Below are 21,252 nucleotides of genomic sequence, written 5' to 3' on the forward strand. Positions count from 1 at the left end.
CGGTGCTGGGTAAAACCCGAAATTCATTTTGCTTTCTCCTGCAACTGCAGCACCGTATTGCGCTCAATCCATTCACCGGCCGCGTCCTGAACTATCTCACGAAGAACGACCTCATTTTCATCAATTTTTGTGACTCGACCATAGTTTTGGCCAAGATAGTTTCCTGCCCGGACCTGGTGCAGTAAGTTATCGACCCGTACCAGCGCGACCTTTTGCCCCGACCGATCCAAACTGCCCACCATCGTCATGACATCCAGCGGAAACGCCTCAAGAGGTTCTTTTCGCCGATTGAGCTCGGGCGCAACCAGCATCGCTCCAGCGCTCGCCGGGCCGGTTTCGCGGCGCAAGGCTTGCGTTAGCCTGTCGCTACCAAATGGATCAAATGATGAGCCCTCTGAATATGCAAGCGGAACATATTTCTTAGGCTCCGAGATAGGAGTTACGCGAGGCTTAGTGTTGCGCCGCTGCTCAGCCATCCACTGCTGCAGATCGTCAGATTCAGCAGTGCAAGCAGCCAAGCTTCCGGCGCAAATGGCGACGCATCCCAGCACTGAAAAAAAACGCATCATTTTGAACCCTTCGCTTGGCTCGCCTTGCGCTGTGCTGCGATTTCCTCTGGATCCAAGTACCTGAAAGTTTTTGCAGTAGCATCCAAAAGCAGGCCGCCCGGCTTGTCTTTATTTTTATCGTCAGGTGTAACCGAAATGTTATTTAGCGTCACGATTCGCGATAAGTTGGCGATATCAGACGTAAACGCACCGATGTCGTGATATCTGCCAGTCACTTTCACAGCAATGGGAAGCTCAGCATAGTAATCTTTTACAACCAACTGCCCTGGACGGAACAACTCAAACTGCAAACTCCGACCCAGTCCGGCTTGGTTGATATCCGACAGCAAGGCGTCCATCTCCGCCTTGCTTGGCAGCTGCTTTTCAAGCAGATTGACATACTGCATCACTTGCTCGCGTTGCTTTTTCAGCTCATCAAGGCTCACTGCTTTTTGCAACTTTGCTTGATAGTCAGACTTCAAGGTTGCCTCTTTTTGTCGCTCCCCCTCAAGCTCCGAGTCCATATCCTTCAGCGCAAAGAACCAAAGAACGCCTGCGACCGCTATTGCGACAATGGCAAAGAGAGCGAAGCGCGGAATCCCTGGCCAAGACGACGGATCGCGCGTATCGAGACCCCGAAATTGATCTCCGAGGGATCTGACGGAAGCGCCGACGTCAATATTGTTGGATTTTTTTCGTGCCATGTTCAGTGTGCCTCGTCTTCAGGTCCGGCCGGCAGCAGAAGCGCCCGATGCTGGCGCGCTGGCGCGTTGCAACTGCACACGAACCGTAAAGTTGTACACACGTCGCTGCTCGCGCGGCGTCAGCGCCATGTTGGCCGCGACAATCTCGATCAATTCCGGCTTGGTGACCCAGTCGCTATTTCGCTCCAAATTCCGCAACAGCTCTGAAACCCGCTCATTGGATTGAGCGACGCCGGTGAAGAGAACGTTCTGATTGTCTTGCTTGATGCCTTTCAGGTAGATACCATCCGGCAATTGCTTCACTGCTTCGTTCATCAGATGAACAGGAAGGTTGCGATCAGCCTGCAGATTCTCAACAGCCTCTTGGCGTGCCTTCAGCGCCGCGATTTCTCCCTGGAGGTTTGCAACTTCTTTGATCTCAGAGTCCAGCTTTGTGATTTCGGAGGTGATGAAGGTGTTTCGATCTTGCTGCTCGGAGATCTGGTGCTGGTACCAGAGGTAGATACCGCCGGCAATGGCAAGGCCTGCCAATGCCGACAACCCCAAGGAAGTGTTGAAGACTTGGCGCGCTTTCTTGCGCGCCATCTCCCGATGCGGAAGTAAGTTGATCAATATCACCGCGCGAACCTCCGCATAGCCAAGCCGCAGGCCGTCAAGTACGAGGGCGCTTCACGCAGCATCTTTTTCTCACGCACACCCTTGCCGATCTCCATGCCATCGAATGGATTAACAACTTGGCACGGGAAGTTGGTGTGCTGGGTCACTACCTCGGTCAAGCCCGAAAGACCCGCTGTACCGCCGGCCAGAAGAATGTAGTCGACCTTGTTGTGCGGCGTGCTGGTGAAGAAGAACTTCAGGGCGCGTTCAATCTCCTGCGAAAGCGACTCCACAAACGGCTCAAGAACCGTCTGCGCATAGTCTTCCGGCAGTTCGCCTGAACGTTTCTTAGTCTCCGCCTCTTCCTGTGTGAAGCCGTATTGGCGCGCCAGCATTTGCGTCAACTGGGCACCACCAAAAACTTGATCGCGCTCGTACAGCAGTTCGTCGTTCCGAAGCACCTGCATGTTGGAAGACATCGCCCCGATCTCGATCAAAGCGATCACTGCGTCGGCACCGCCGCCGGGTAGGCGCGCGATGATTCGATTGGCAGCCAATCGGGACGCATAGTTCTCCACATCCATCACCACAGGCGTAAGGCCGCAGGCTTCAGCGAGACCCTGACGGTCTTCAACTTTTTCCTTGCGTGAGGCAGCGATGACCACTTCCACGTCACCTGCGGAGGTCGGGCTCGGGCCAACGACGCAGAAGTCGAGAGCGACCTCATCCAGCGAGAACGGAATGTATTGGTTGGCCTCGGTTTCCACCTGGACTTCGAGCTCCCGCTCAGAAAGGCCCCCGGGTAGAATGATCTTCTTGGTGATAACCACAGAAGCAGGCAGCGCCATCGCCACCTGTTTGGTCTTGGTGCCACTTCGGCTGACCAAGCGGCGCGTTGCCTCGACGACCTCGTCGAATTTTTCGATGTTGCCGTCGCTGATCCAGCCCGCTTCAAACGGCTCGATACCGCAACGCTCCAGCACCAAATTGCCAGCGCGGTCCTGCGACAGCTCCACCAGCTTGACGCTGGATGGACTGACGTCGAGCCCCAATAAGGACGCCGACTGGCGACCGAACAACGATCCAGCGTTCAAGACGACACCCTGTTACCTTTAGTTTCAAAAGTCGAACACACTTAAGATTTCACTTGAATCCTAGCAGCAAGCCCCTTGTCGGGCAAAGCAATAGCCGACTACATGCGCTTGACCGCGTTGTCAAAAACTAACGTCTGCGGACATTTCCTTACGTCGCTAGACGCGGTTAGCCTACACGCATTGCGTTGCGATGCGTTACGCCGTCAGAGGCGATCACAATCCAGAATGCCGAGGCAGAAGTGCTCGCAGGCCTCCTCCCTCGCCTGCTCTGAGCACGTACTGTCTCACGGAAGTACTTGCCAACTTACTTGTTTCCCCGATGCCGTCTGAAAATTCGCCGAATGGCGTGAACAAGCGCACAACACCATCGCAGCCCTCCTGGTTGAAGTGGTTGCTCAAAGGCCTCATGTGGGCCGTCGGCACTGTGGTCGCCTTGGCGCTGTGCGCCGTCATGGGTGGCCTGATGGCGCTCGCCATTGCCTACCCCAACCTGCCGGACGTCTCTGAGTTGTCCAACTACCGGCCCAAGCTGCCTTTGCGCATCTATACGGCGGAAGGCACCTTGATCAGCGAGTTCGGCGAAGAACGCCGCAACCTCACGCCGATCGACAAGATTCCCAAGGCGATGAAGGACGCTGTGCTGGCAGTGGAAGACGCGCGCTTTTACGAGCATGGCGGCGTCGACTACATGGGCGTGGCCCGCGCTGCGCTCGCCAACCTGGGCCGTGAGAAAAGCCAGGGTGCGTCCACCATCACGATGCAGGTGGCGCGCAACGTGTACCTGTCTTCCGAGAAGACGTACACCCGCAAGATCTATGAGGTGCTGCTGACCTTCAAGCTGGAGCACATGCTGACCAAGGATCAGATCCTTGAGATCTACATGAACCAGATCTTCCTGGGCAACCGCGCCTACGGGTTCGCCGCGGCGTCAGAGACCTACTTTGGCAAGCCGCTGAAGGACATCACGATTGCCGAAGCAGCCATGCTGGCGGGCATTCCCAAGTTCCCGTCGTCGGCCAACCCGATCGCCAATTTCGACCGCGCCCGCGAACGACAGCTCTACATCCTCGACCGCATGGTTGAAAACGGCTTCATCACCAAAGAGCAAGCCGCCGAGGCCAAGGAACAGCCGCTGCGCATCCGCCCCGCCAACGAGGGCACCCGCGTCCATGCCGAGTTCGTGGCCGAGATGGTGCGCCAGATGATGTTCGCGCAGTACGGAGAAGAGACCTACAGCCGCGGGCTGAACGTCTATACGTCGATCAACACGGACGACCAGAACGCGGCCTACGCGGCGCTGCGCAAGGGCATCCTGGATTACGACCGCCGCCAGTCCTACCGCGGGCCGGAGAAGTTCGTGGAAGTCCCGAAAGACCCAGCCGAGATCGTCGCGATGGCAGACGAGGCACTGACCGGGCACCCGGACATGGGCGATTTGCAGGCAGCACTGGTGGTGGAGGCCAGCCCAAGGTCGGTCACGGCCGTGCGCCACAACGGCGCGAAGATCACGATGACGGGCGAAGCGCTGCGGGTTGCGCAAACCGGCCTGTCTGCCAAGGCCGGCCCCGCGATCAAGATTCGTCCCGGCGCCGTCATCCGCGTCACCGAGAACAGCAAGGGCAACTGGAGCATCGCCCAGGTGCCCGAGGTCGAAGGCGCGCTGATCGCGCTCGACCCGCGCAATGGCGCAGTCAAGGCGCTGGTGGGCGGTTTTGACTTTGACAAGAACAAGTTCAACCACGTCACGCAGGCGTGGCGCCAGCCTGGCTCCAGCTTCAAGCCGTTCATCTATTCTGCGGCGCTGGAAAAAGGCTTTTCGCCGACCACCGTGATCAACGACACGCCGATGTTCTTCGACAGCAGCGTCACCGGCGGCCAGCCCTGGGAGCCGAAGAACTACGAAGGCGGCTTCGAAGGTCCCATGACCATGAAGCGCGGCCTGGCCCGCTCGCGCAACATGATCTCGATTCGCATCCTGCAGTCCATCACGCCCCAGTTCGGCCAGGAATGGGTGTCGCGCTTCGGCTTTGACGCCGACAAGCATCCCGCTTACCTGACGATGGCGCTGGGCGCCGGCTCGGTCACCCCCATGCAGCTTGCGGCGGGTTACTCGGTCTTTGCTAACGGTGGCTTCCGCGTGAATCCGTTCCTGGTGACCCGCATTACCGACCACACCGGCCGCGTTCTGGTTGAAAGCCAGCCGGCCGGCCCCGTCGAAACCAACCGCGCGATCGACGCACGCAACGCCTTCATCATGGGCACGATGCTGAACGACGTGGCGCGCAGCGGTACCGCCGCCAAGGCGCAAGGCCAGTTGAAGCGCCCCGACATCTACGGAAAGACCGGCACCACCAACGACTCGATGGACGCATGGTTCGCCGGCTACCAGCCTTCGCTGGTGGGCGTCGTGTGGATGGGCTACGACACCCCGCGCAACCTCGGCGCGCGTGAAACTGGTGGTGGCCTGAGCCTGCCGATCTGGATCAACTTCATGCAGACCGCGCTCAAGGGCGTGCCCGTCAGCGAGCCCACGCCACCCGAAGGCGTGACGCGCGTGGGCGGCGACTGGTATTACGAGGAATACGCGCGCGGTGGCGGAATCAGCAACCTGGGCGGCGCGGGGTTGGCACCGCCGACCGAGGCCGATCCGTCGGCAGAAGGCGGCGGCGCCCCGGCGCCATCCGAGGAGCGCAACCGCATCCTCGACATGTTCAAGAACTGATGTGTGGTGCGGCCAGGTGGCGGGCGAGCTCGCTGCCTGGCCGACAACTTCGGGCCTGGCGGCCTGCCGGGCTGCCCCTGAGGCGCTCAAGCGCTCAGTGGGCTGGCAGCGCCCCGAACGCCGTCAGGCCGCCGCGCCAAACGACAACGGCACGCCCGCATGTTCGCTGGCGCTTAGCGACAGGCGGACGTAGAACTCTTCGCCGGTCTTCGTGTCGCGCCACGCGCCGTCCTGCCAGCGGTAGTGGTAGCCGCCCGAACGCGCGGCCAGCCACACTTCCAGCAGCGGTTTTTGCAGGTTGACGACGATCTGGCTCCGGTCGTCGAACACCAACGTGACCATGCCGCCCACACGCTGGTTGTCGATATCGGTTTGGCCCGATTCGTTGATGCGGTCGCATTCGGTCTCTACAGTGGCCAGCAGCGCCTCGGCGCGGTCCAGGTATTCAAGCTCGGTCATTACAATTCCATGCCATGTCGTCAGCAGCATCGCCAGTTCGAAGGATTCTATTCAGCGCCTGCGGCGCAGCCGCTGCGCTGGCGACGGTAACCCTGCTGGCCGCATGCGGCCAGCGCGGGCCGCTCTACATTCCCCAAACCCCGGCGGCGGCGCAGCGCGCCACGCTGCCGCAAACCGTGTGGGGCGGCCACAGTGCGCCACCTGCCACGCCCGCCAGCGGCGCCGCTTCGGCCGCCGTACCGGCCTACCGGCCGCCGCAGCAGTTGCTGCCGGACCTGCCTGACATCGAATGACCTCCAACACCTCTCTGGTGCCCGCCCTGCCCGGCGATGCGCACCTGTCTTACCGCGACGGCCAGTTGTGCATGGAAGGCGTGCGCCTGGCCGAGCTGGCACGCGTTCACGGCACGCCGCTGTTCGTCTATTCCAGCGCCGCCATCGTCGATGCGCTGGCCGCCTACCAGCGCGGGTTGGCGGGCCGCCGTTCGCTGATCTGCTATGCGATGAAGGCCAATTCCACCCTGGCCATCCTCAAGCTGCTGGCCGATCAGGGCTGCGGCTTTGACATCGTCTCGGGCGGCGAGCTGGAACGCGCGCTGGCCGTCGGCGCCGATCCGGCCAAGATCATCTTTTCAGGCATCGGCAAGACGCGCGCCGAAATGGCCCGCGCGCTGCAGGCCGGTATCGGCTGCTTCAACGTGGAAAGCCTGGCCGAGCTGGACGTGCTGAGCGAAGTGGCCGTTGCCCACGGGCAGCGTGCGCCCATCAGCATCCGCGTGAACCCGAACGTCGACCCCAAGACGCACCCCTATATTTCCACCGGGCTCAAGGGCAACAAGTTCGGCATCGCGCACGAACAGGCGCTGGGCGCCTACCAGCGCGCGGCCGCGCTGCCGGGGCTGCGCGTGGTCGGCATCGATTGCCACATCGGCTCGCAGATCACCGAACCCACGCCCTACCTTGAGGCAATGGACCGCATCCTGGACCTGGTCGCGCAGATCGAGGCCGCGGGCATTCCCATCCACCACATCGACTTTGGCGGCGGCCTGGGCATCGACTACAGCGGCGACACGCCGCCTGCGGCCGATGCGCTGTGGGCCGCGCTGCTGGCGCGCGTGGATGCGCGCGGCTACGGCGACCGCCAGCTGCTGATCGAGCCGGGCCGCTCGCTGGTCGGCAACGCCGGCGTGTGCCTGACGGAGGTGCTCTACCTCAAGCCCGGCGAGCAGAAGAACTTCTGCATCGTCGACGCGGCCATGAACGACCTGCCACGCCCGGCGCTGTACCAAGCCTTCCACCGCATCGTGCCGCTGCAGCTGCCCCGCGCCGGCGCCAGCGCGCCCACGTGGGACGTGGTCGGCCCGGTGTGCGAAAGCGGCGACTGGATCGGCCGCGACCGCGCGCTGGCGGCGCAGGCTGGCGACGTGCTGGCCGTCTTGTCGGCCGGGGCGTACAGCATGAGCATGGCCAGCAACTACAACACCCGCCCGCGCGCGGCGGAAGTGCTGGTCAGCGGCGATCAGGCGCGTGTCATTCGCCAGCGCGAGGCAGTGGCCGACCTTTGGCGCACCGAGCAGCTGTAAGCCAGCGCCACCAAAATCAACTATCTTAAAGATAGCAGCCAGCGCTTATCTGGTGGGCGCTGGCGGTGTTTTTGGCTTGAAGTAGCGGCTGAGCCGATCCAGCAGCAACGCGCCCAGAATCACCGCATACACCGCCACCTCGGCAAAGTCGTTCTTGCCGGCGCGCATCCAGAAAAAATGCAGCAGCGCCAGCGGCGCGACCAGGTACACCAGGCGGTGCAGCGCGCGCCACGCCTTGCCGCCCAGGCGCCGCACTGCGCCGTTGGTGGAGGTCAGCGCCAGCGGCACCAGCAGCAACCACGCCGTGAAGCCCACCAGGATGAACGGCCGCTTGAGGATGTCGCGGCCAATTTCGGCCACGTCCAGCCCCATGTCCAGCCACGCGTAGGCGACCAGGTGCAAGCTGGCGTAGAAAGCCACGAACAGCCCCAGCATGCGGCGGTAGCGCGCCAGCTGCGGCGTGCGCGTGTGGATGCGCACCGGCGTCACAGCCAGCGCGATGCACAGAAAACGCAGCGCCCAATCGCCCAGCCCGCGAATCAGTGCCTCAGCCGGGTTCGCACCCAGCTGATTCGCCACGGCGCCGTACACCAGCCACGCCAGCGGCAGCAGGCACAGCAAGAAAACCAGCGGCTTGGTCAGGGGATGCAGCAAGAGGGATCGCATGAGGCAGTACTTTTTATGAATCAAATGGGCCGCTAGCGCAGGCGCAACGAGCGCCAGCAGCTATCGTATTTATAGTATTTCAAGGGCAGACGCTGCCATCGGCAGCTGTCGCGCGCGGCGAATTCACTACCTTCGAAGAAGCCCGGCAACCCCCGCACGCCACAGAACAAACGGCCGCGGAGCAGGCCAGCCCAGCGAACGCGGTGGCCGCACCTGCGGCGGCCACTCGCGTTGTCCCCCGCCCGAAGCGCGCAGCGCGAAGAGAGCGGGGGAAGGCGCGCCAGCGCCTCAGGGGGCTAATAGTTCTTTTTCAGATCCATCCCCGCATAAAGCTGCCCCACCTGCGCCTCATAGCCGTTGAACATCAGCGTCTTGCGCTTCTTGGCGAACAGGCCGTCTTCGCCGATGCGCCGCTCGGTCGCCTGGCTCCAGCGCGGGTGGTCCACGTTCGGGTTCACGTTGGAATAAAAGCCGTACTCGTTCGCGGCGGCCTTGTTCCAGGCGGTGCGCGGCTCCTTGTCCAAGAAGCGGATTTTCACGATCGACTTGGCGGATTTGAAGCCGTACTTCCACGGCACCACCAGCCGCACGGGCGCGCCGTTCTGGTTGGGCAGCACCTCGCCGTACATGCCGAAGGCCAGCAGGGTGAGTGGGTGCATCGCCTCGTCCAGGCGCAGCGCCTCGGTGTAGGGCCAGTCCAGCACGCTGGATCGCAGCCCCGGCATCTGCTTGGGGTCGGCCAGGGTGACGAATTCGACGTACTTTGCGCTGCCCAGCGGATCGGCGCGGCGGATCAGCGCGGCCAGTGAATAGCCTTCCCACGGGATCACCATCGACCAGCCCTCCACGCAGCGCAGGCGGTAGATGCGCTGCTCCATGGGCGACAGCTTCAGCAGCTCTTCCAGGCCGATCTTGCCGGGCTTCTTGACCATGCCTTCGATCTCTATCGCCCAGGGCGACGGCTTGAGCGTGCCCGCGTTGCGCGCCGGGTCGGCCTTGTCGGTGCCGAATTCGTAGTAGTTGTTGTAGGTGCTGGCGTCTTTGTAGTCGGTCAGCTTTTCCGTCGTCATTGCGCCGGGCACCGTGGACGGCGTGGCCGCCAGCGCGGCCAGCTTGCCGGGGCGCGCCACGGCGGCGGATTGCGCCAGCGCATCGCGCGCCGCCCAGGCGGCCAGGCCCGCCCCGGCGGCGCCCAGGGCCACTTGTCGCAGCCATTCGCGGCGGCTTTCTGCCAGCGCACGTGGCGTGATCTCGCTGGGGATGGGGTGGTCGTACGCGCGGTGAATGGATCGGCGGGACATGGGAAAAGCTCCTGTGCGGCGAAAAGGGTGCGTGGGCCTGCGCTGGGTGGGGCGCGCGGCGCCACGCTGCTGGCATCATGCTACGACCACGGCTTGGGGGAGCGAGTTCACGTGCGCGATTCGGTTTCTGGCACCCGCGGCGGGCTGGCGCAGCGGCGCCATCATTGGCTGACCCTGGCCGCCGCCCTGGCGCTGCTGGGGAGCGCTGCGGCCCCCGCCCTGGCGCGCGGCTACGTGCCGCAGGGCCGCTGCGGCCCGCACGAGCGCGTGCAGATCGACACCGTGCCCGCCGGGCACTGCGTGGCGCTGGTCGCCGACGAGACGCAGGGCCTGGCCGCGCCGCGCCGCATTCTGGAAGTGACGCCGGGCCGCTTTTGGGTGATCGACATGGGCGCCAACTGGGTGCCCAAGCGCGGCCGCCTGCTGGAGCTGACGCTGCCGCCCGGCGCCGCGCGCGCCAAGGTGAGTACGCTGGCCGAAGGGTTGGACAGACCGCTGGGCCTGGCCAAGGGGCCGGACGGGCAGATCTGGATGGGCGAAGTGCATCAGGTATGGCGCACGCCCCTGCCCCCGCCCGGCCAACCGATCCGCCGCGAAGTGATGTTGCCCAACCTGCCGACCAGCGGCGCCCACCCCCTCAAGGAAATCGCCTTCGGCCCTGGCGACGCGCTGTACGTGAACATGGGCTCGGTCACCGACAGCTGCCGCAACGATGCGCAGCAGCAGCCCGTGCCCTGCCCCGAACTGGGCGGCACCCAGCCCAGGGCCGCCGTGTACCGCGCCCAGCTGGACCCGGCGCAGGGCTGGAAGGTCACGCGCTTTGAGCCCTTTGCCACCGGCCTGCGCAACTCGGTGGCATTGACGGTGTTGCCTAGCGGCGCCGTGCTGCAGGGCGAAAACTCGATTGACTACCCCGACGCCGCCCAGCCGCCTGAAAAACTGAACCGCCTGCAAGCCGGGCGGCACTACGGCTGGCCCTACTGCGTGGGCAAGGGCATGGCGGCCCGTGGGTACGAAAAGCGCTACGACTGCGCGCAAGCCACGCCGCCAGCCCAGACCTGGCCCGCCCACGCCGCGCCGCTGCACCTGCTGCAAGGCACGGCTGGGTCGCCGTTTGCTGGCCAGTTGCTGGTGGCCTGGCATGGCCACCGGCCTGCCGGCCAGCGCGTGATGCGCGTGCCGATCCGCGCCGACGGCACGCCCACCGGCCCACCGCGCCCGGTGCTGGAAGGCTGGGCGGCGCGCCAAGGCGTGCGCCCGGTTGGCCACCCGACGGGCCTGGCTATCGACCACGATGGCCGCTTGTGGGTGGTGGAGGACATCCACCGCGCGGTGCTGCTGGTGCGGCCTATCCAAGCGCCTTGATCGGCGTTGGATTTCTCAAGCCAAATCAGCCTCCAGCGCACGCTGCACCAGCGCTTTCAGCTACCAAATCAATAGTCACTTATGGCTGAGCGGAGATTCGCTGTTTGCCTGCGGCACAGTGTGTTCTGGGTCGGCCCACCGCCCGACCAGACAGCCGCGCAAGGGCCGCCTCGCCGCGCTGGCTGCGCCCCCCTCCTGAAGCGCGCAGCGCGCTAAAGAGAGGGGAAGCGGCGTCAGCGGCTCAGGGGGTGCCGTTTCTACAGCTCGCCGTAGCTGTGCAGCCCCGACAGGAACATGTTCACGCCGATGAAAGCGAACGTGGTCACCGCCAGCCCGGCCAGCGCCCACCAGGCGGCCACGGTGCCGCGCAGGCCCTTCATCAGCCGCATGTGCAGCCAGGCCGCGTAGTTCAGCCAGACGATCAGTGCCCAGGTTTCTTTGGGGTCCCAGCTCCAGTAGCCGCCCCAGGCCTCGGCCGCCCACAGGGCGCCCAGGATGGTGGCCACGGTGAAGAACGCAAAGCCCAGTGCGATGGATTTGTACATCACGTCGTCCAGCACCTCGAAGCTGGGCAGCCGCTCGGCGATGCGCTTGCGGCCAAGCAGAATGCCGCCCACGATCAGCGCGGCGACGATGGCGTAGCCCAGCCAGTAGCTGCCACCCGCCTCACCCACGTTGCGCTGGCGGAAGGCGATCGGCACGAAGCACAGGGCGATGCCGAACAGCCAGATCGGCGTGAGCTTGTACCAGCGGGTCTCATGCGCCTGCTGCTTGATCAGGTACGCAAAAGCCACCATGGCCGCCAGCGCGAAGGTGCCGTAGCCGATGAAGTTGGCCGGCACGTGCAGCTTCATCCACCAGCTTTTCAGGGCGGGCACCAGCGGCTGGATCTCGTGCGCCTCGCGCACCAGCGTGTACCACAGCAAGAAGCCCACGGCCGCGCTGACCACCAGCATGACGAAGGCGCCCATCGAGCGCGTGCGGTACTGCGCCTCGTAGTACAGGTAGAACAGCGTGGTCATCCAGCAGAACAGCACGAACACTTCGTACAGGTTGCTGACCGGGATGTGGCCGATGTCGGGGCCCAGCTGGTGGCCTTCGTACCAGCGCACCATGGTGCCGACGAGGGCCAGCGTGACGGCCACCCAGGCCAGCTTGCTGCCAATGCCCTCGAAAGTGCCCGACTGCTTGCGCGCGAACATGCCGATCCAGTAGAAGACCGTGCTCATGAAAACGATCATGCTCATCCAGAGGATGGCCGACTGGCTGGACAAGAAGTACTTCAGCCAGAACACCGTTTCGGCGCGCCCCAGGTCGGCCTGCCCCTGCGGCCCCTGGTAAGACCAGATGGCCAGCAGCGACAGTGCCGCCACCACCAGCATCAGCTGGCGCAGCGGCCGCCAGAACCAGCCCAGCCAGATCACCACCGGCACCGTGCCCGCCAGGATCGCCTTTTCATACACGTCCATGGACGCGTGGTAGCGTTGGAAAGCAACCACGCCGCCGATCACCGCCAGCAGCGCAAACAGCCAGTCGCCCCAGGTGCGGCGGGCGAAATAGCCTTCGTTCAGCGTCAGCGTGGCGTTGGGCCTCTGGCTGGGGCTGGTCGGATTCGGCGCGGTGGCCACTTGGGTGTTCATGACGCGAATCTCCGTCAGGACGGGGTGAGCAGCTTGCGCTGCAGTTGTTCAAACTCTTTGTCGGCGTCCATAGTCTTGCGGTTGGACGACAAGGCCATGCGGGCGTGGGCACCCGCGCCTTCGGGCGCCAGCCAGACCCACAGGCGGCGTTCGCGCACGTACAGCATCGCGAACACCCCGATGATCAGGAACAGGCAGCCCAGGTAAACCACGTTTTGCCCAGGCGCGCGCGCCACCTGGAACACGCTGGCCTGCACCTGCTTGAAGTCTTTCAGCTCGAACGCCACGGGCGCAGGGTACAGCGACACGTCCGACAGCGCCAGCACGGCCTGCGACAAAAAGCGGTGGCTTTCATCGTTCTCGGGCAGCGCCTTCTTGCCCGCCGCCTCCCGCGCGCCAGCATTCAGCTCGAACAGGCTGCCGTTGAGGATGCGCAGCAGCACGTCGGCGGCGCGTTCGCGCTCGGCCTCGGGCACGGCGGTTTCGATGAAGTCGGAAATCGCCTGCAGCCCGCGCACATCCTTGCCACCCACCTTTTCCAGCCCGGCGAACAGGCCCAGCGCGCGGCTGGCCGATTCGTTGAGCTGCTGGGCCAGATCGGCGCGGCCTTCGCCCACCGCCTTGGCCACATAGCGGCGCACGGCGGCATCGCGCGCGGCCGGGTCGTCCAGCGCCGCGCGCAGGCGCATGAAGCCGTCCATCGACAGATCATCGTCGGCGGGCAGGCGCAGGTAGCGGAAGTTGTCGGCCGGTTTGTCGCGCACGCCCAGCAGGAACACGCGGTTGCCGTCGCCCGTGTCCACCGGCAGCTGGTAGTTGTGGAATTCACGCGCCTGGCCCGACGCATCGCGCAGCTTGTAGGTGATGCTGGGCCCGACGTTGCGCAGCTCGCGCTTGGTGACGGTCTTGTCGGCCGCGCCCAGGCGCTGCGACAGCGCATGCCCCAGATCCACCTTGCGCACGTCCACCGCCGAGCCGCTGGTGCCCGGGCTGAGGTTTTCCACGTTGATGACGCGCAGCGCGGTGTATTCCAGCGTGTACTTCTCGGTGCCGTTGGTGATTTCGGAACTGCCGCCGATGGTGCCGTCGATGTCGAAGCCCTTGGCGCCGCCGTGCATCGGCACGGCGTGCAGCTTGACGGTGGAGCCACCGTCGTCAAAGCTGCTCTGGTAGATCTGCACGCCCTTGTAGCTGGCCGGGTGATTCACCTCGACCCGCGCGTCCTGCTTGGCGCCGGTTTCCTTGTCGTGGATGACGATCTCGCTGGCAAACAGTTTGGGCATGCCGGTCGAGTAGTACTCGACGATGAACTTCTTCAGCTCCACCGCAAAGGGCAGCTCTTGCAGCAGAACGCCATCGGACTGGCTCAGGATGGCGGTGCTGGACTGCGTGCCCTCGGCCACCACCAGGTTGCCGCGAAAGGCGGGGTTGTTCTCGGGCAGGCGGTGCTCGGGCTTCACGTCGGACACAAAGCCGCCGCCGCTGTAGACGGTCTTGCCGCCAAACCAGGTCATGGTGCGCACGAACAGGTCGCCGTCGAACAGCCCGCCCAGACAGATCAGCACGATGGCGCTGTGCGCCGCGATGTAGCCCAGCTTGTTGGCGGTGCCGGCCTTGGCCGCCACCATCCAGCCCTTGCCGGCGGGTGTGTCGCGCTCTTGCAGCCGCACTTTCCAGCCGCCGGTGCTCAGCATCTGGCCAATACGCTGGGCCTCGGCCTGCGGCGGCTGCGGCAGATCGCCCTCGGCCTTGTGGTGAAAGGCCTTCAGGCTTTGCTCGCGGATGTTTTCCTTGTAGCTGCGGATGTCGGCCAGGAACTTCGGCGCGTTGCGCGCAATGCACAGGGTAGTGCTGATCACCAGGAACGCCAGGATCAGCAGGAACCACCAGGCGCTGTAGACGGCGTTAAGCTTCAGATCCAGGAACAGCTCGGCCCAGAACGGCCCGAACTGGTTCATGTAGTTGACCGCCGTCTCGTGCTGCTTGATCACCGTGCCGATCACCGAGGCGATGCAGATCACGGTCAGCAGCGCAATGGCAAAGCGCATGGACGACAGCAACTCCGTCGCCCGGCGCAACGCGAGGGCGCCGCGCGAGGGTTGCTCTGGAATCGTGTCGCTTGCCGAAGTTGTCATGGCCTATCGCCTGCCGCCGGGGCTGCAGGCCAGTTCGTCGCATTGGAGCCCGCTGGCCCCGATCGGTTCAATCGCCCGGCGGGCGCGTCACCAGAAGTCTGATCCAGATTCGTCTTTCGCGCCCAAACCTGTCGCCTGCACAAAAAAACAAAGCCGCGTCGGGCAACCGAGACGCGGCTTGAGGGTGCCTTGCAATGCGCCACGGCCAGCGCCGTTCAGCGCAGGCCGGCGATGTAGTCGGCGACGGCCTTGATCTCGCGGTCGTTCATCTTGGCCGACACGTCGTGCATCGGCGCGTTGTTGGTGCGGCCGCCATCGCGGAAGCTGGTCAGCTGCTTGACGGTGTAGTCGCTCAGCTGGCCGGCCAGGCGGGGGTATTGGGCCGGAATGCCGGCGCCGTTGGGGCTGTGGCAGCCCGCGCAGGCCGGCACGCGGCGGTCCTGGATGCCGCCGCGGTAGATGCGCTCGCCCAGCAGCACGGTGTCCTTGTTCTTGGCAAAGCCAGGCTTGGCCTTTTGCGTGGCCAGCCAGTAGGCGATGTTGCGCGCGTCGGCCTCGCTCAGCGTCGAAGCAAAGCCCTGCATCACCGGGTCTTTGCGCACGCCGCTCTTGAATTCCAGCAGCTGCTTGACGAGGTATTCGGGGTGCTGCTCGGCCAGGGTAGGCTGGGTGGGCACGCTGGAATTGCCATCGGCGCCGTGGCAGGCTGCGCACACGGCGGCGAAGCTGGCCGAGCCTTTGGCCAGATCAACCTTGGGGGCTGCCGGCGCGTCGGCGGCGGAAGCGGTGGCGGCCAGCAGCGTGGCGGTCAGCAGGACGGCAAGCGACTTCATGGGCGATCGTCTTTTAAATAGTGGGCTCTGGGGGAGGCGCTAAACCCGAGGATTCTACAATGCCCACTGCGCGCCTCAGCCCCCTTGCACGGGGCCAAGACACAGGCCTTGATCCTGCGCAGCTTTCCTGTCGTCGACCGCGTTGGCGGCCTTTGCTCATCGCCCTCAGCCTATCGCCCCATGGCCTCCACTGCCGATTCCCAACCCCGCCCCGGCAAACCGTTTGCCAAGCCCTCTGCCCTGCTCACGCCCGCCGAGCGCGACGCCCTGGGCTGGCTGCACACCGCGCGCTTTCTGACTACCGCCGCCCAGCTGGTGCACCTGCCCGAGCTGGACGTGCCCGAAATCGCCTTCGTCGGCCGGTCCAACGCGGGCAAATCCACCGCCATCAACACGCTGACGCAGCAAAACCAGCTGGCCTACGCGTCCAAAAAGCCAGGGCGCACGCAGCACATCAACCTGTTCTCGGTGGGCCGCCAGGGCACGCAGGACGCGGTGCTGGCCGACCTGCCCGGCTACGGCTACGCCGCCGTGCCGCTGGCCGACAAGGTGCGCTGGCAGCGGGTGATGGCCAATTACCTGGTCAGCCGGCGCAACCTGGCCGCCGTGGTCATGCTGTGCGACCCGCGCCACGGCCTGAAAGAGCTGGACGAGGCGCTGCTGGAAGTGATCCGCCCGCGCGTGGAAGACGGCCTGCAGTTCCGCATCCTGCTGACCAAGGCCGACAAGCTGACCCGCAGCGAGCAAGCCAAGGCGCTGCAAATCGCCCGCCTGCAGGCCGGCGGCGGCAGCGTGCAGATGTTTTCCGCCCTCAAGCGCCAGGGCGTGGGCGAGGCCGCGCTGTGGCTGCGCCAACAGGTCGAGGCCACGCAGCAGGACATGGCCGATGACGGCGGCACCGCGGACGATGGCGACGACCACCCCGCTGACGATGGTGCGGAAGACTTGCCCGGCGAAGACTGATTTCTAGTCTTTTGGGGCGCTGGCGCAGGTGGCATTAGGGCCAGCAGCTCTTTTGTTGATAGCAAACTCGGAAGACCGCCTGCTCGGGATGGCGCCTCGCGCCTTAGCGCCCCAAGCGCGTCGGGTGCTACTTGCTGATCGCCGCGCAAGGCCGGTCAGCACCTCGGCGCCATCTGGTTCGCTCACCGCAGATTTCAAGGCTTTTCAGCCCCCAGCGCCCGCCCCACCTGCGCCGCCAGCTATCCTAGTCATAGCATCCGGCGCCCAAACCCCACCCTCACCAGCCGACGGCATGCGCAGGCCTGCGCCGGGCATCGGCGCTGCCGCCGCCCGAAGCACAGAAAGAGATGGAAAGCCGCGTCAGCGCTCAGGAGGCCGCCACATCCGCCCCGCGCTCGGCCAACAGCGCCCGCAACACCGACCGATGGCAGCGCGCCTCGTTCTCGCAATAACACCCCACCGAGAAATTCGCCCCGTGCGACAGCGCGGCCAGCACGTCGATTGAACGCGCGGCGTCCGGCTCGGCCATCTGGTGGCGGAACTCGCGCACGAACCGCGCCCAATCCTTTTGCGACTGGGGGCTGTCCGGCTCGGCGTGGGTGGACAGCGCCAGCTTCATCAGCTCTGGCGTGGGCGACAGGTTGGGGTACCACACGTCGTACCAGTTCTGGCGGGCGAAATCGGCCTTGGGCACGCCGCGCGCCGGCCGCCGCACGGTGCCGATGCGCGTGCCTTCGTCGGCGGCGCGCGGGGTGCCCAGGCGAACAATGCGAATGCTCATGGCGCGAAAAGGCTGGTGGTGAAATCGGTAGAACCCTGCGCCGCCGCACCTTGGCGACAGCCCCGGGCGACGGGCGCGGCCTACGATAGCAGCACCGCTGCGCCCATGCGCCGGGGCAGCCCTGCGGCGGCCAGCAGACGCACCGGCCGTGCGCGGCGAATTTCACGCCCAACAGGCCGCCAGCGCTTGATACACCTGCGCTGGCAGCTATCAAACTCATATCAACCCGCCATCCCGCCATGATCGAAACCTGGACCACCGAGCTGCCCCACGGCATCACCCTCAGCTGCCGGTCTGCGGGCGAACGCGGGCGCCCGGTGCTGATGTTTCTGCACGGCTTTCCCGAAGCCGCCTTCGTGTGGGACGAGCTGCTGGCCCATTTCGCCCGGCCGGAGCACGGCGGCTTCCGCTGCGTGGCGCCCAACCTGCGCGGCTACGAGCGCAGCAGCAGCCCGCCCGAGCCCGAGGCCTACCGCGCCAAGCACCTGAACGCCGACATCGCCGCGCTGATCGCCCAGGAATGCGGCGCGGGCGGCAGCCTGGCCGCGCTGGTCGCGCACGACTGGGGCGGCGCGCTGGCCTGGGGCCTGGCCAGTCTGCAGCCGGGGCTGATGCAGCGGCTGATCATCGTCAATTCGCCGCACCCGCAGACCTTCTGGCGCGGGCTGAGGGCCAGCCCCACGCAGCAGGCGGCCAGCGCGTACATGAACTTCCTGATCCGCCCCGACGCCGAGGCGCTGCTGGCGGCCGACGACTTTGCGCGCCTGTGGCCCTTCTTTGACCTGATGGGCGCGCGTGGCGCGGGCCCGATGCAGGCGGCCAGCCAGCGCCTGGACAGCGGCGCCGCAGCCAAGGCCAACGGCGCAGGCAGCCATGCAGGCGGCAACGCCACCTCATTCGGCCAGCCGGCCACGCTGCCCACCGGCGCAGGCTGGCTGACCGAGCCGCTGCGCGCGCAGTACCGCGCCGTTTGGCAGGGCGACGGCAGCCGCCCCGGCGCGGGTCTGACGGGCGGGCTGAACTACTACCGCGCCTCGCCCCTGCGCCCACCGCGCGAGGGCGACCCAGCCGCCGCGGCCGTGGACTTGCCCGAGGATGCGTTCACCGTGCCCATGCCAACGCTGGTGCTGTGGGCGATGCAGGACAGCGCGCTGCCGCCCGAGCTGATCGACGGGCTGGAGCGCTGGGTGCCCGATCTGCGCGTGGCGCGGATCGCCGATGGCACGCATTGGGTGGTGCATGAGCAGCCTGGGCGGGTGGCCGGGTCGATTGAGGGGTTTTTGCTATCGGAGGGATAGCTGGCGGCGCTGGCGCTGCCTGCGCCAGCGGCCTGTTTTGCTTGGATAGGCGTTGGCTTAAGGGATTGAGGGCGGAGGCCGGGTCTCGGCCCGGCGGCCGACCTGCTTTCTTTTGCTTCGCCAAAAGAAAGTAGGCAAAGAAAAGGCGAGCCCGCTTGCCGTGTCCCTTCGCTTCGCTGCGGGCAACCTGCGATGCTCGCGGGAGAGGCGCTGCCGCAGAACTCGCTGCGCGCTTGCAGCGCTTCGCTCAGACAACTGCGGCAAATCAGATCACGAAGCGTGGGCATCCTTCGGTGCCCCCGCGCGCCTCACCCGCTGCGCTTCTCGGCACGTCCAGAGGGGTGGGAAGTCCAACTCGGGCCATCGCTGCGCTCGGCCCTGGGAACGCACACTGCCTCGCGCTGGCCGTATCAGCTACCTACGCCAGCGCGGCGCGCCGCCGTGCGCGAATGCCCCGCCGACCTACGTCGCATCACCGTTCAAGTGGCCGCGGAGCAGGCCACGCCAGCGAACGCCGTTTCCTCATCTCGCGCCGGGAACTCGCGTTGTCCCCCGCCCGCAGCGCAGAGGGAGTCGGGTGCCGAGCCAGCGGCTCGGGGGTGAATTCCTCTTTCCGCGTCAGCGGCTCACGGGCTTAGTACAGCGAAGGTGTACCAACCGGCCGCGTCTTGAACCGCTTGTGCACCCAGTAATACTGATCGGGCATGTCGCGGATGTAGCCTTCCAGCCGCTGGTTCATCAGCGCGGTGTCGGCCACGGGATCGGCGGTGGGGTAGTCCGTCCAGGTGGGGTGCACGTGCGCGTCGTAGCCGGTGGGTGTGAGGCGCGTGACCACGGGCACGACGTGGGCGCGGCCCAGTTGGGCCAGGCGCGGCACGGAGGGCACGGTGGCGGTGGGCACGCCGAAGAAGGGCACGAAGACCGATTCCTCCGGCCCCAGGTCCATGTCGGGCAGCAGGTACAGCAGCTGGCCTTCGCGCAGGGCGCGCACCACGGGTTTCATGCCCGCCTTGCGCGCGATGGGCGTGACGTGGCCAAAGCGCTGGCGGCCCTGGCGCATCCATTCGTCCAGCACGCCGCCCTGATCGGCGTACACGGTGCTGGAGACGCGGGCGATCTGCTGCATGATGGCGCTGCCGCCCGCGTCCATGCCGTAGAAATGCGGCGCAAAAATGACCACGCCGCCCGGCTGGCGCAGCGCATCGACGTCGCCCGTCAGGCGCAGGCGCTGGCGCACCACCTCGGGCTTGGCGTGCCACAGCCAGGCGCGGTCCAGAAACGCCTGGGCGAAGTAGACGAAGTTGCGGCGCGCGGCGGCGTTGCGTTCGGCCTCGGTCCAATCCGGAAAGCACAGGCGCAGGTTGGTCAGCGCGATGCGCCGGCGCGAGCGCGCCACAGCGAACAGCAGGTGCCCCAGGCCCGCGCCCAGCGTGCGCACCACGCCCAGGGGCAGCGGCGCCAGCAGGCGCATCAGCGTGATCGCGGGGTGGCGCAGCTGGGGCTCTCGCCCGGCGCCATCCGAAGCGCTGGGCGCCGTGTTGGCGCGGGTGGATGCGTCGGTCGATGCGCCGCTGTCTTCGGGCGCGGTCATGGCGTGCCCCGCGGTTGCTTGTAGCGGCCGTAGCCCCACAGGTACTGCTGCGGGCATTGGCGGATCAGGCTTTCCATGGCGCGGTTGATTTGGGCGACAGCCGTGTCCAGGTCGTCACTCAGCGGCTCTGGGAAGGGCTCGAAATGCACGCGAAAGCCCTGCCCGCGCGGCAGGCGCTCGCCCCACACCAGCAGGGGCACGGCGCCGGTCTGCTGCAGCAGGCGCGCGGCCAGCGTCATGGTGTAGGCGGGCTGGCCGAACACGGGCGACCACACGCCCTGGCCTTCTGGCGGCACCTGGTCGGGCAGCAGGCCCACGGCTCGGCCGGCGCGCAGCGCCTTGATCATCTGGCGCACGCCAGACAGGTTGGTGGGCGCCGTTTCCAGCCCTTCGCGGCGGCGGGCGGTTTCGGTCACCTCGCTCAGCGCCGCCTGGCGCGCGGGGCGGTACAGCACGGTGATGGGGCCGTATTCGGCGTGGTAGCGCTCGGCCAGGCCTTGCGCGGTGATCTCAAAGCAGCCCAGGTGCGGGGTGAGGAACACCACGCCCTTGCGCGCGGCGTAGGCGGCGTCCACCGCTTCGGTGCCCTGCCACTGGGTGGGCACGGGCGGGCCAAACCACAGGCGCGGTGTTTCGGCCACCATGCGTCCGGCGTGGGCCACGGCCCCGCGCACGTCGGCAAAGGCGTAGCCGGCCAGTGCCGCGTTGGCCGCCACGCGGCGCCGGTAGGTGGGCGAGGCCAGCCAGGTCAGCCAACCCAGCAGTGCGCCCACGGCGTGCAGCAGCGGCAAGGGCCATCGGGCGACCAAACGGTACAAGCGAAGCATGGGTATACGGACAGGCCTAAAATACGCGGGTCGCCGAGTTATGGAACTACTTGCAGGGCGACGTAAAACAATTCTGCTAAAGCGTTCGCCATGACTCCCCGTAGGTTGGCAACGCAACGTTCAAACCCAAGGAGTTTATTCAATGG

At 65.7% G+C, this 21,252-nt stretch carries 19 protein-coding genes; 6 read left to right on the plus strand and 13 right to left on the minus strand.

Annotated features, from left to right (window positions below; translation table 11 throughout):
• Positions 1 to 23: 23 nt before the first annotated feature.
• From C6570_RS16925 to C6570_RS16940, 4 genes are read right to left on the minus strand one after another with little or no spacing between them, the layout of a single operon-like run.
• The gene (locus C6570_RS16925; protein ID WP_106704776.1) at positions 24 to 566 is read right to left on the minus strand and encodes a pilus assembly protein PilP; all 543 of its coding nucleotides are present in this window, start codon (positions 564 to 566) and stop codon (positions 24 to 26) included.
• Complete coding sequence (locus C6570_RS16930; protein ID WP_106704263.1) at positions 566 to 1,252, minus strand: type IV pilus inner membrane component PilO; 687 nt, start codon at positions 1,250 to 1,252, stop codon at positions 566 to 568. The genes C6570_RS16925 and C6570_RS16930 overlap by 1 nt, the downstream gene beginning before the upstream one ends.
• Positions 1,253 to 1,270: 18 nt before the next feature.
• Entirely contained in the window at positions 1,271 to 1,870 is a 600-nt protein-coding gene (locus C6570_RS16935; RefSeq protein WP_106704264.1) for a PilN domain-containing protein, read from the minus strand.
• On the minus strand, positions 1,867 to 2,943 hold the full coding sequence (locus C6570_RS16940) for a pilus assembly protein PilM (RefSeq protein ID WP_106704265.1): 1,077 nt from the start codon (positions 2,941 to 2,943) through the stop codon (positions 1,867 to 1,869). Before C6570_RS16940 ends, C6570_RS16935 begins: the two co-directional genes overlap by 4 nt.
• 319 nt (positions 2,944 to 3,262) lie before the next feature.
• On the opposite strand from C6570_RS16940, the gene C6570_RS16945 reads away from it, so the two are divergent.
• Complete coding sequence (locus C6570_RS16945; protein ID WP_211297615.1) at positions 3,263 to 5,665, plus strand: penicillin-binding protein 1A; 2,403 nt, start codon at positions 3,263 to 3,265, stop codon at positions 5,663 to 5,665.
• A 123-nt stretch (positions 5,666 to 5,788) separates the two neighbouring features.
• On the opposite strand, the gene cyaY is transcribed toward C6570_RS16945, so the two are convergent.
• Entirely contained in the window at positions 5,789 to 6,124 is a 336-nt protein-coding gene (gene cyaY / locus C6570_RS16950) for an iron donor protein CyaY (protein ID WP_106704266.1), read from the minus strand.
• Between the two features lie 14 nt (positions 6,125 to 6,138).
• On the opposite strand from cyaY, the gene lptM reads away from it, so the two are divergent.
• Both lptM and lysA read left to right on the plus strand, forming a co-directional pair.
• Positions 6,139 to 6,417, plus strand: a complete 279-nt coding sequence (gene lptM, locus C6570_RS16955; protein ID WP_106704267.1) for an LPS translocon maturation chaperone LptM — start codon at positions 6,139 to 6,141, stop codon at positions 6,415 to 6,417.
• Positions 6,414 to 7,706, plus strand: coding sequence for a diaminopimelate decarboxylase (lysA, locus tag C6570_RS16960; protein WP_106704268.1), 1,293 nt, complete (start codon positions 6,414 to 6,416; stop codon positions 7,704 to 7,706). Before lptM ends, lysA begins: the two co-directional genes overlap by 4 nt.
• Positions 7,707 to 7,751: 45 nt before the next feature.
• Here the strand turns inward: lysA and C6570_RS16965 are convergent, their stop codons facing one another.
• Entirely contained in the window at positions 7,752 to 8,372 is a 621-nt protein-coding gene (locus C6570_RS16965) for a protein-methionine-sulfoxide reductase heme-binding subunit MsrQ (protein WP_106704269.1), read from the minus strand.
• A gap of 296 nt (positions 8,373 to 8,668) precedes the next feature.
• Positions 8,669 to 9,673, minus strand: coding sequence for a protein-methionine-sulfoxide reductase catalytic subunit MsrP (gene msrP, locus C6570_RS16970; protein WP_106704270.1), 1,005 nt, complete (start codon positions 9,671 to 9,673; stop codon positions 8,669 to 8,671).
• Between the two features lie 111 nt (positions 9,674 to 9,784).
• Here msrP and C6570_RS16975 point away from each other — a divergent pair, with 111 nt between their 5' ends.
• Complete coding sequence (locus tag C6570_RS16975) at positions 9,785 to 11,038, plus strand: PQQ-dependent sugar dehydrogenase (RefSeq protein ID WP_245896232.1); 1,254 nt, start codon at positions 9,785 to 9,787, stop codon at positions 11,036 to 11,038.
• A gap of 257 nt (positions 11,039 to 11,295) precedes the next feature.
• Here C6570_RS16975 and ccsB read toward each other — a convergent pair whose 3' ends face one another.
• From ccsB to C6570_RS16990, 3 genes are all read right to left on the minus strand, one after another.
• A complete protein-coding gene (gene ccsB, locus C6570_RS16980) occupies positions 11,296 to 12,678 on the minus strand; it encodes a c-type cytochrome biogenesis protein CcsB (protein WP_106704271.1) in 1,383 nt (460 codons plus the stop codon).
• Between the two features lie 14 nt (positions 12,679 to 12,692).
• Entirely contained in the window at positions 12,693 to 14,813 is a 2,121-nt protein-coding gene (locus C6570_RS16985; RefSeq protein ID WP_106704272.1) for a cytochrome c biogenesis protein ResB, read from the minus strand.
• Positions 14,814 to 15,028: 215 nt separating this feature from the next.
• The gene (locus tag C6570_RS16990; protein ID WP_106704273.1) at positions 15,029 to 15,646 is read right to left on the minus strand and encodes a c-type cytochrome; all 618 of its coding nucleotides are present in this window, start codon (positions 15,644 to 15,646) and stop codon (positions 15,029 to 15,031) included.
• Positions 15,647 to 15,826: 180 nt separating this feature from the next.
• On the opposite strand from C6570_RS16990, the gene yihA reads away from it, so the two are divergent.
• On the plus strand, positions 15,827 to 16,609 hold the full coding sequence (yihA, locus tag C6570_RS16995; protein WP_106704274.1) for a ribosome biogenesis GTP-binding protein YihA/YsxC: 783 nt from the start codon (positions 15,827 to 15,829) through the stop codon (positions 16,607 to 16,609).
• 367 nt (positions 16,610 to 16,976) lie between these two features.
• Here the strand turns inward: yihA and C6570_RS17000 are convergent, their stop codons facing one another.
• Positions 16,977 to 17,390 carry a DUF488 domain-containing protein gene (locus C6570_RS17000; RefSeq protein WP_106704275.1) on the minus strand — a complete coding sequence of 138 codons (414 nt, stop codon included), beginning with the start codon at positions 17,388 to 17,390 and terminating at the stop codon, positions 16,977 to 16,979.
• A 239-nt stretch (positions 17,391 to 17,629) separates the two neighbouring features.
• Here C6570_RS17000 and C6570_RS17005 point away from each other — a divergent pair, with 239 nt between their 5' ends.
• Positions 17,630 to 18,688, plus strand: coding sequence for an alpha/beta fold hydrolase (locus C6570_RS17005; protein ID WP_106704276.1), 1,059 nt, complete (start codon positions 17,630 to 17,632; stop codon positions 18,686 to 18,688).
• 634 nt (positions 18,689 to 19,322) lie between these two features.
• On the opposite strand, the gene C6570_RS17010 is transcribed toward C6570_RS17005, so the two are convergent.
• Together C6570_RS17010 and C6570_RS17015 are read right to left on the minus strand one after the other, a co-directional pair.
• Positions 19,323 to 20,159: a lysophospholipid acyltransferase family protein gene (locus C6570_RS17010; protein ID WP_106704779.1), complete on the minus strand. Its 837-nt coding sequence runs from the start codon at positions 20,157 to 20,159 to the stop codon at positions 19,323 to 19,325.
• 116 nt (positions 20,160 to 20,275) lie between these two features.
• Complete coding sequence (locus C6570_RS17015; RefSeq protein ID WP_106704277.1) at positions 20,276 to 21,106, minus strand: lysophospholipid acyltransferase family protein; 831 nt, start codon at positions 21,104 to 21,106, stop codon at positions 20,276 to 20,278.
• Between the last annotated feature and the right edge of the window lie 146 nt (positions 21,107 to 21,252).

Origin of the sequence: Ottowia oryzae, assembly GCF_003008535.1 — a bacterium.
Lineage (GTDB): Bacteria > Pseudomonadota > Gammaproteobacteria > Burkholderiales > Burkholderiaceae_C > Ottowia > Ottowia oryzae.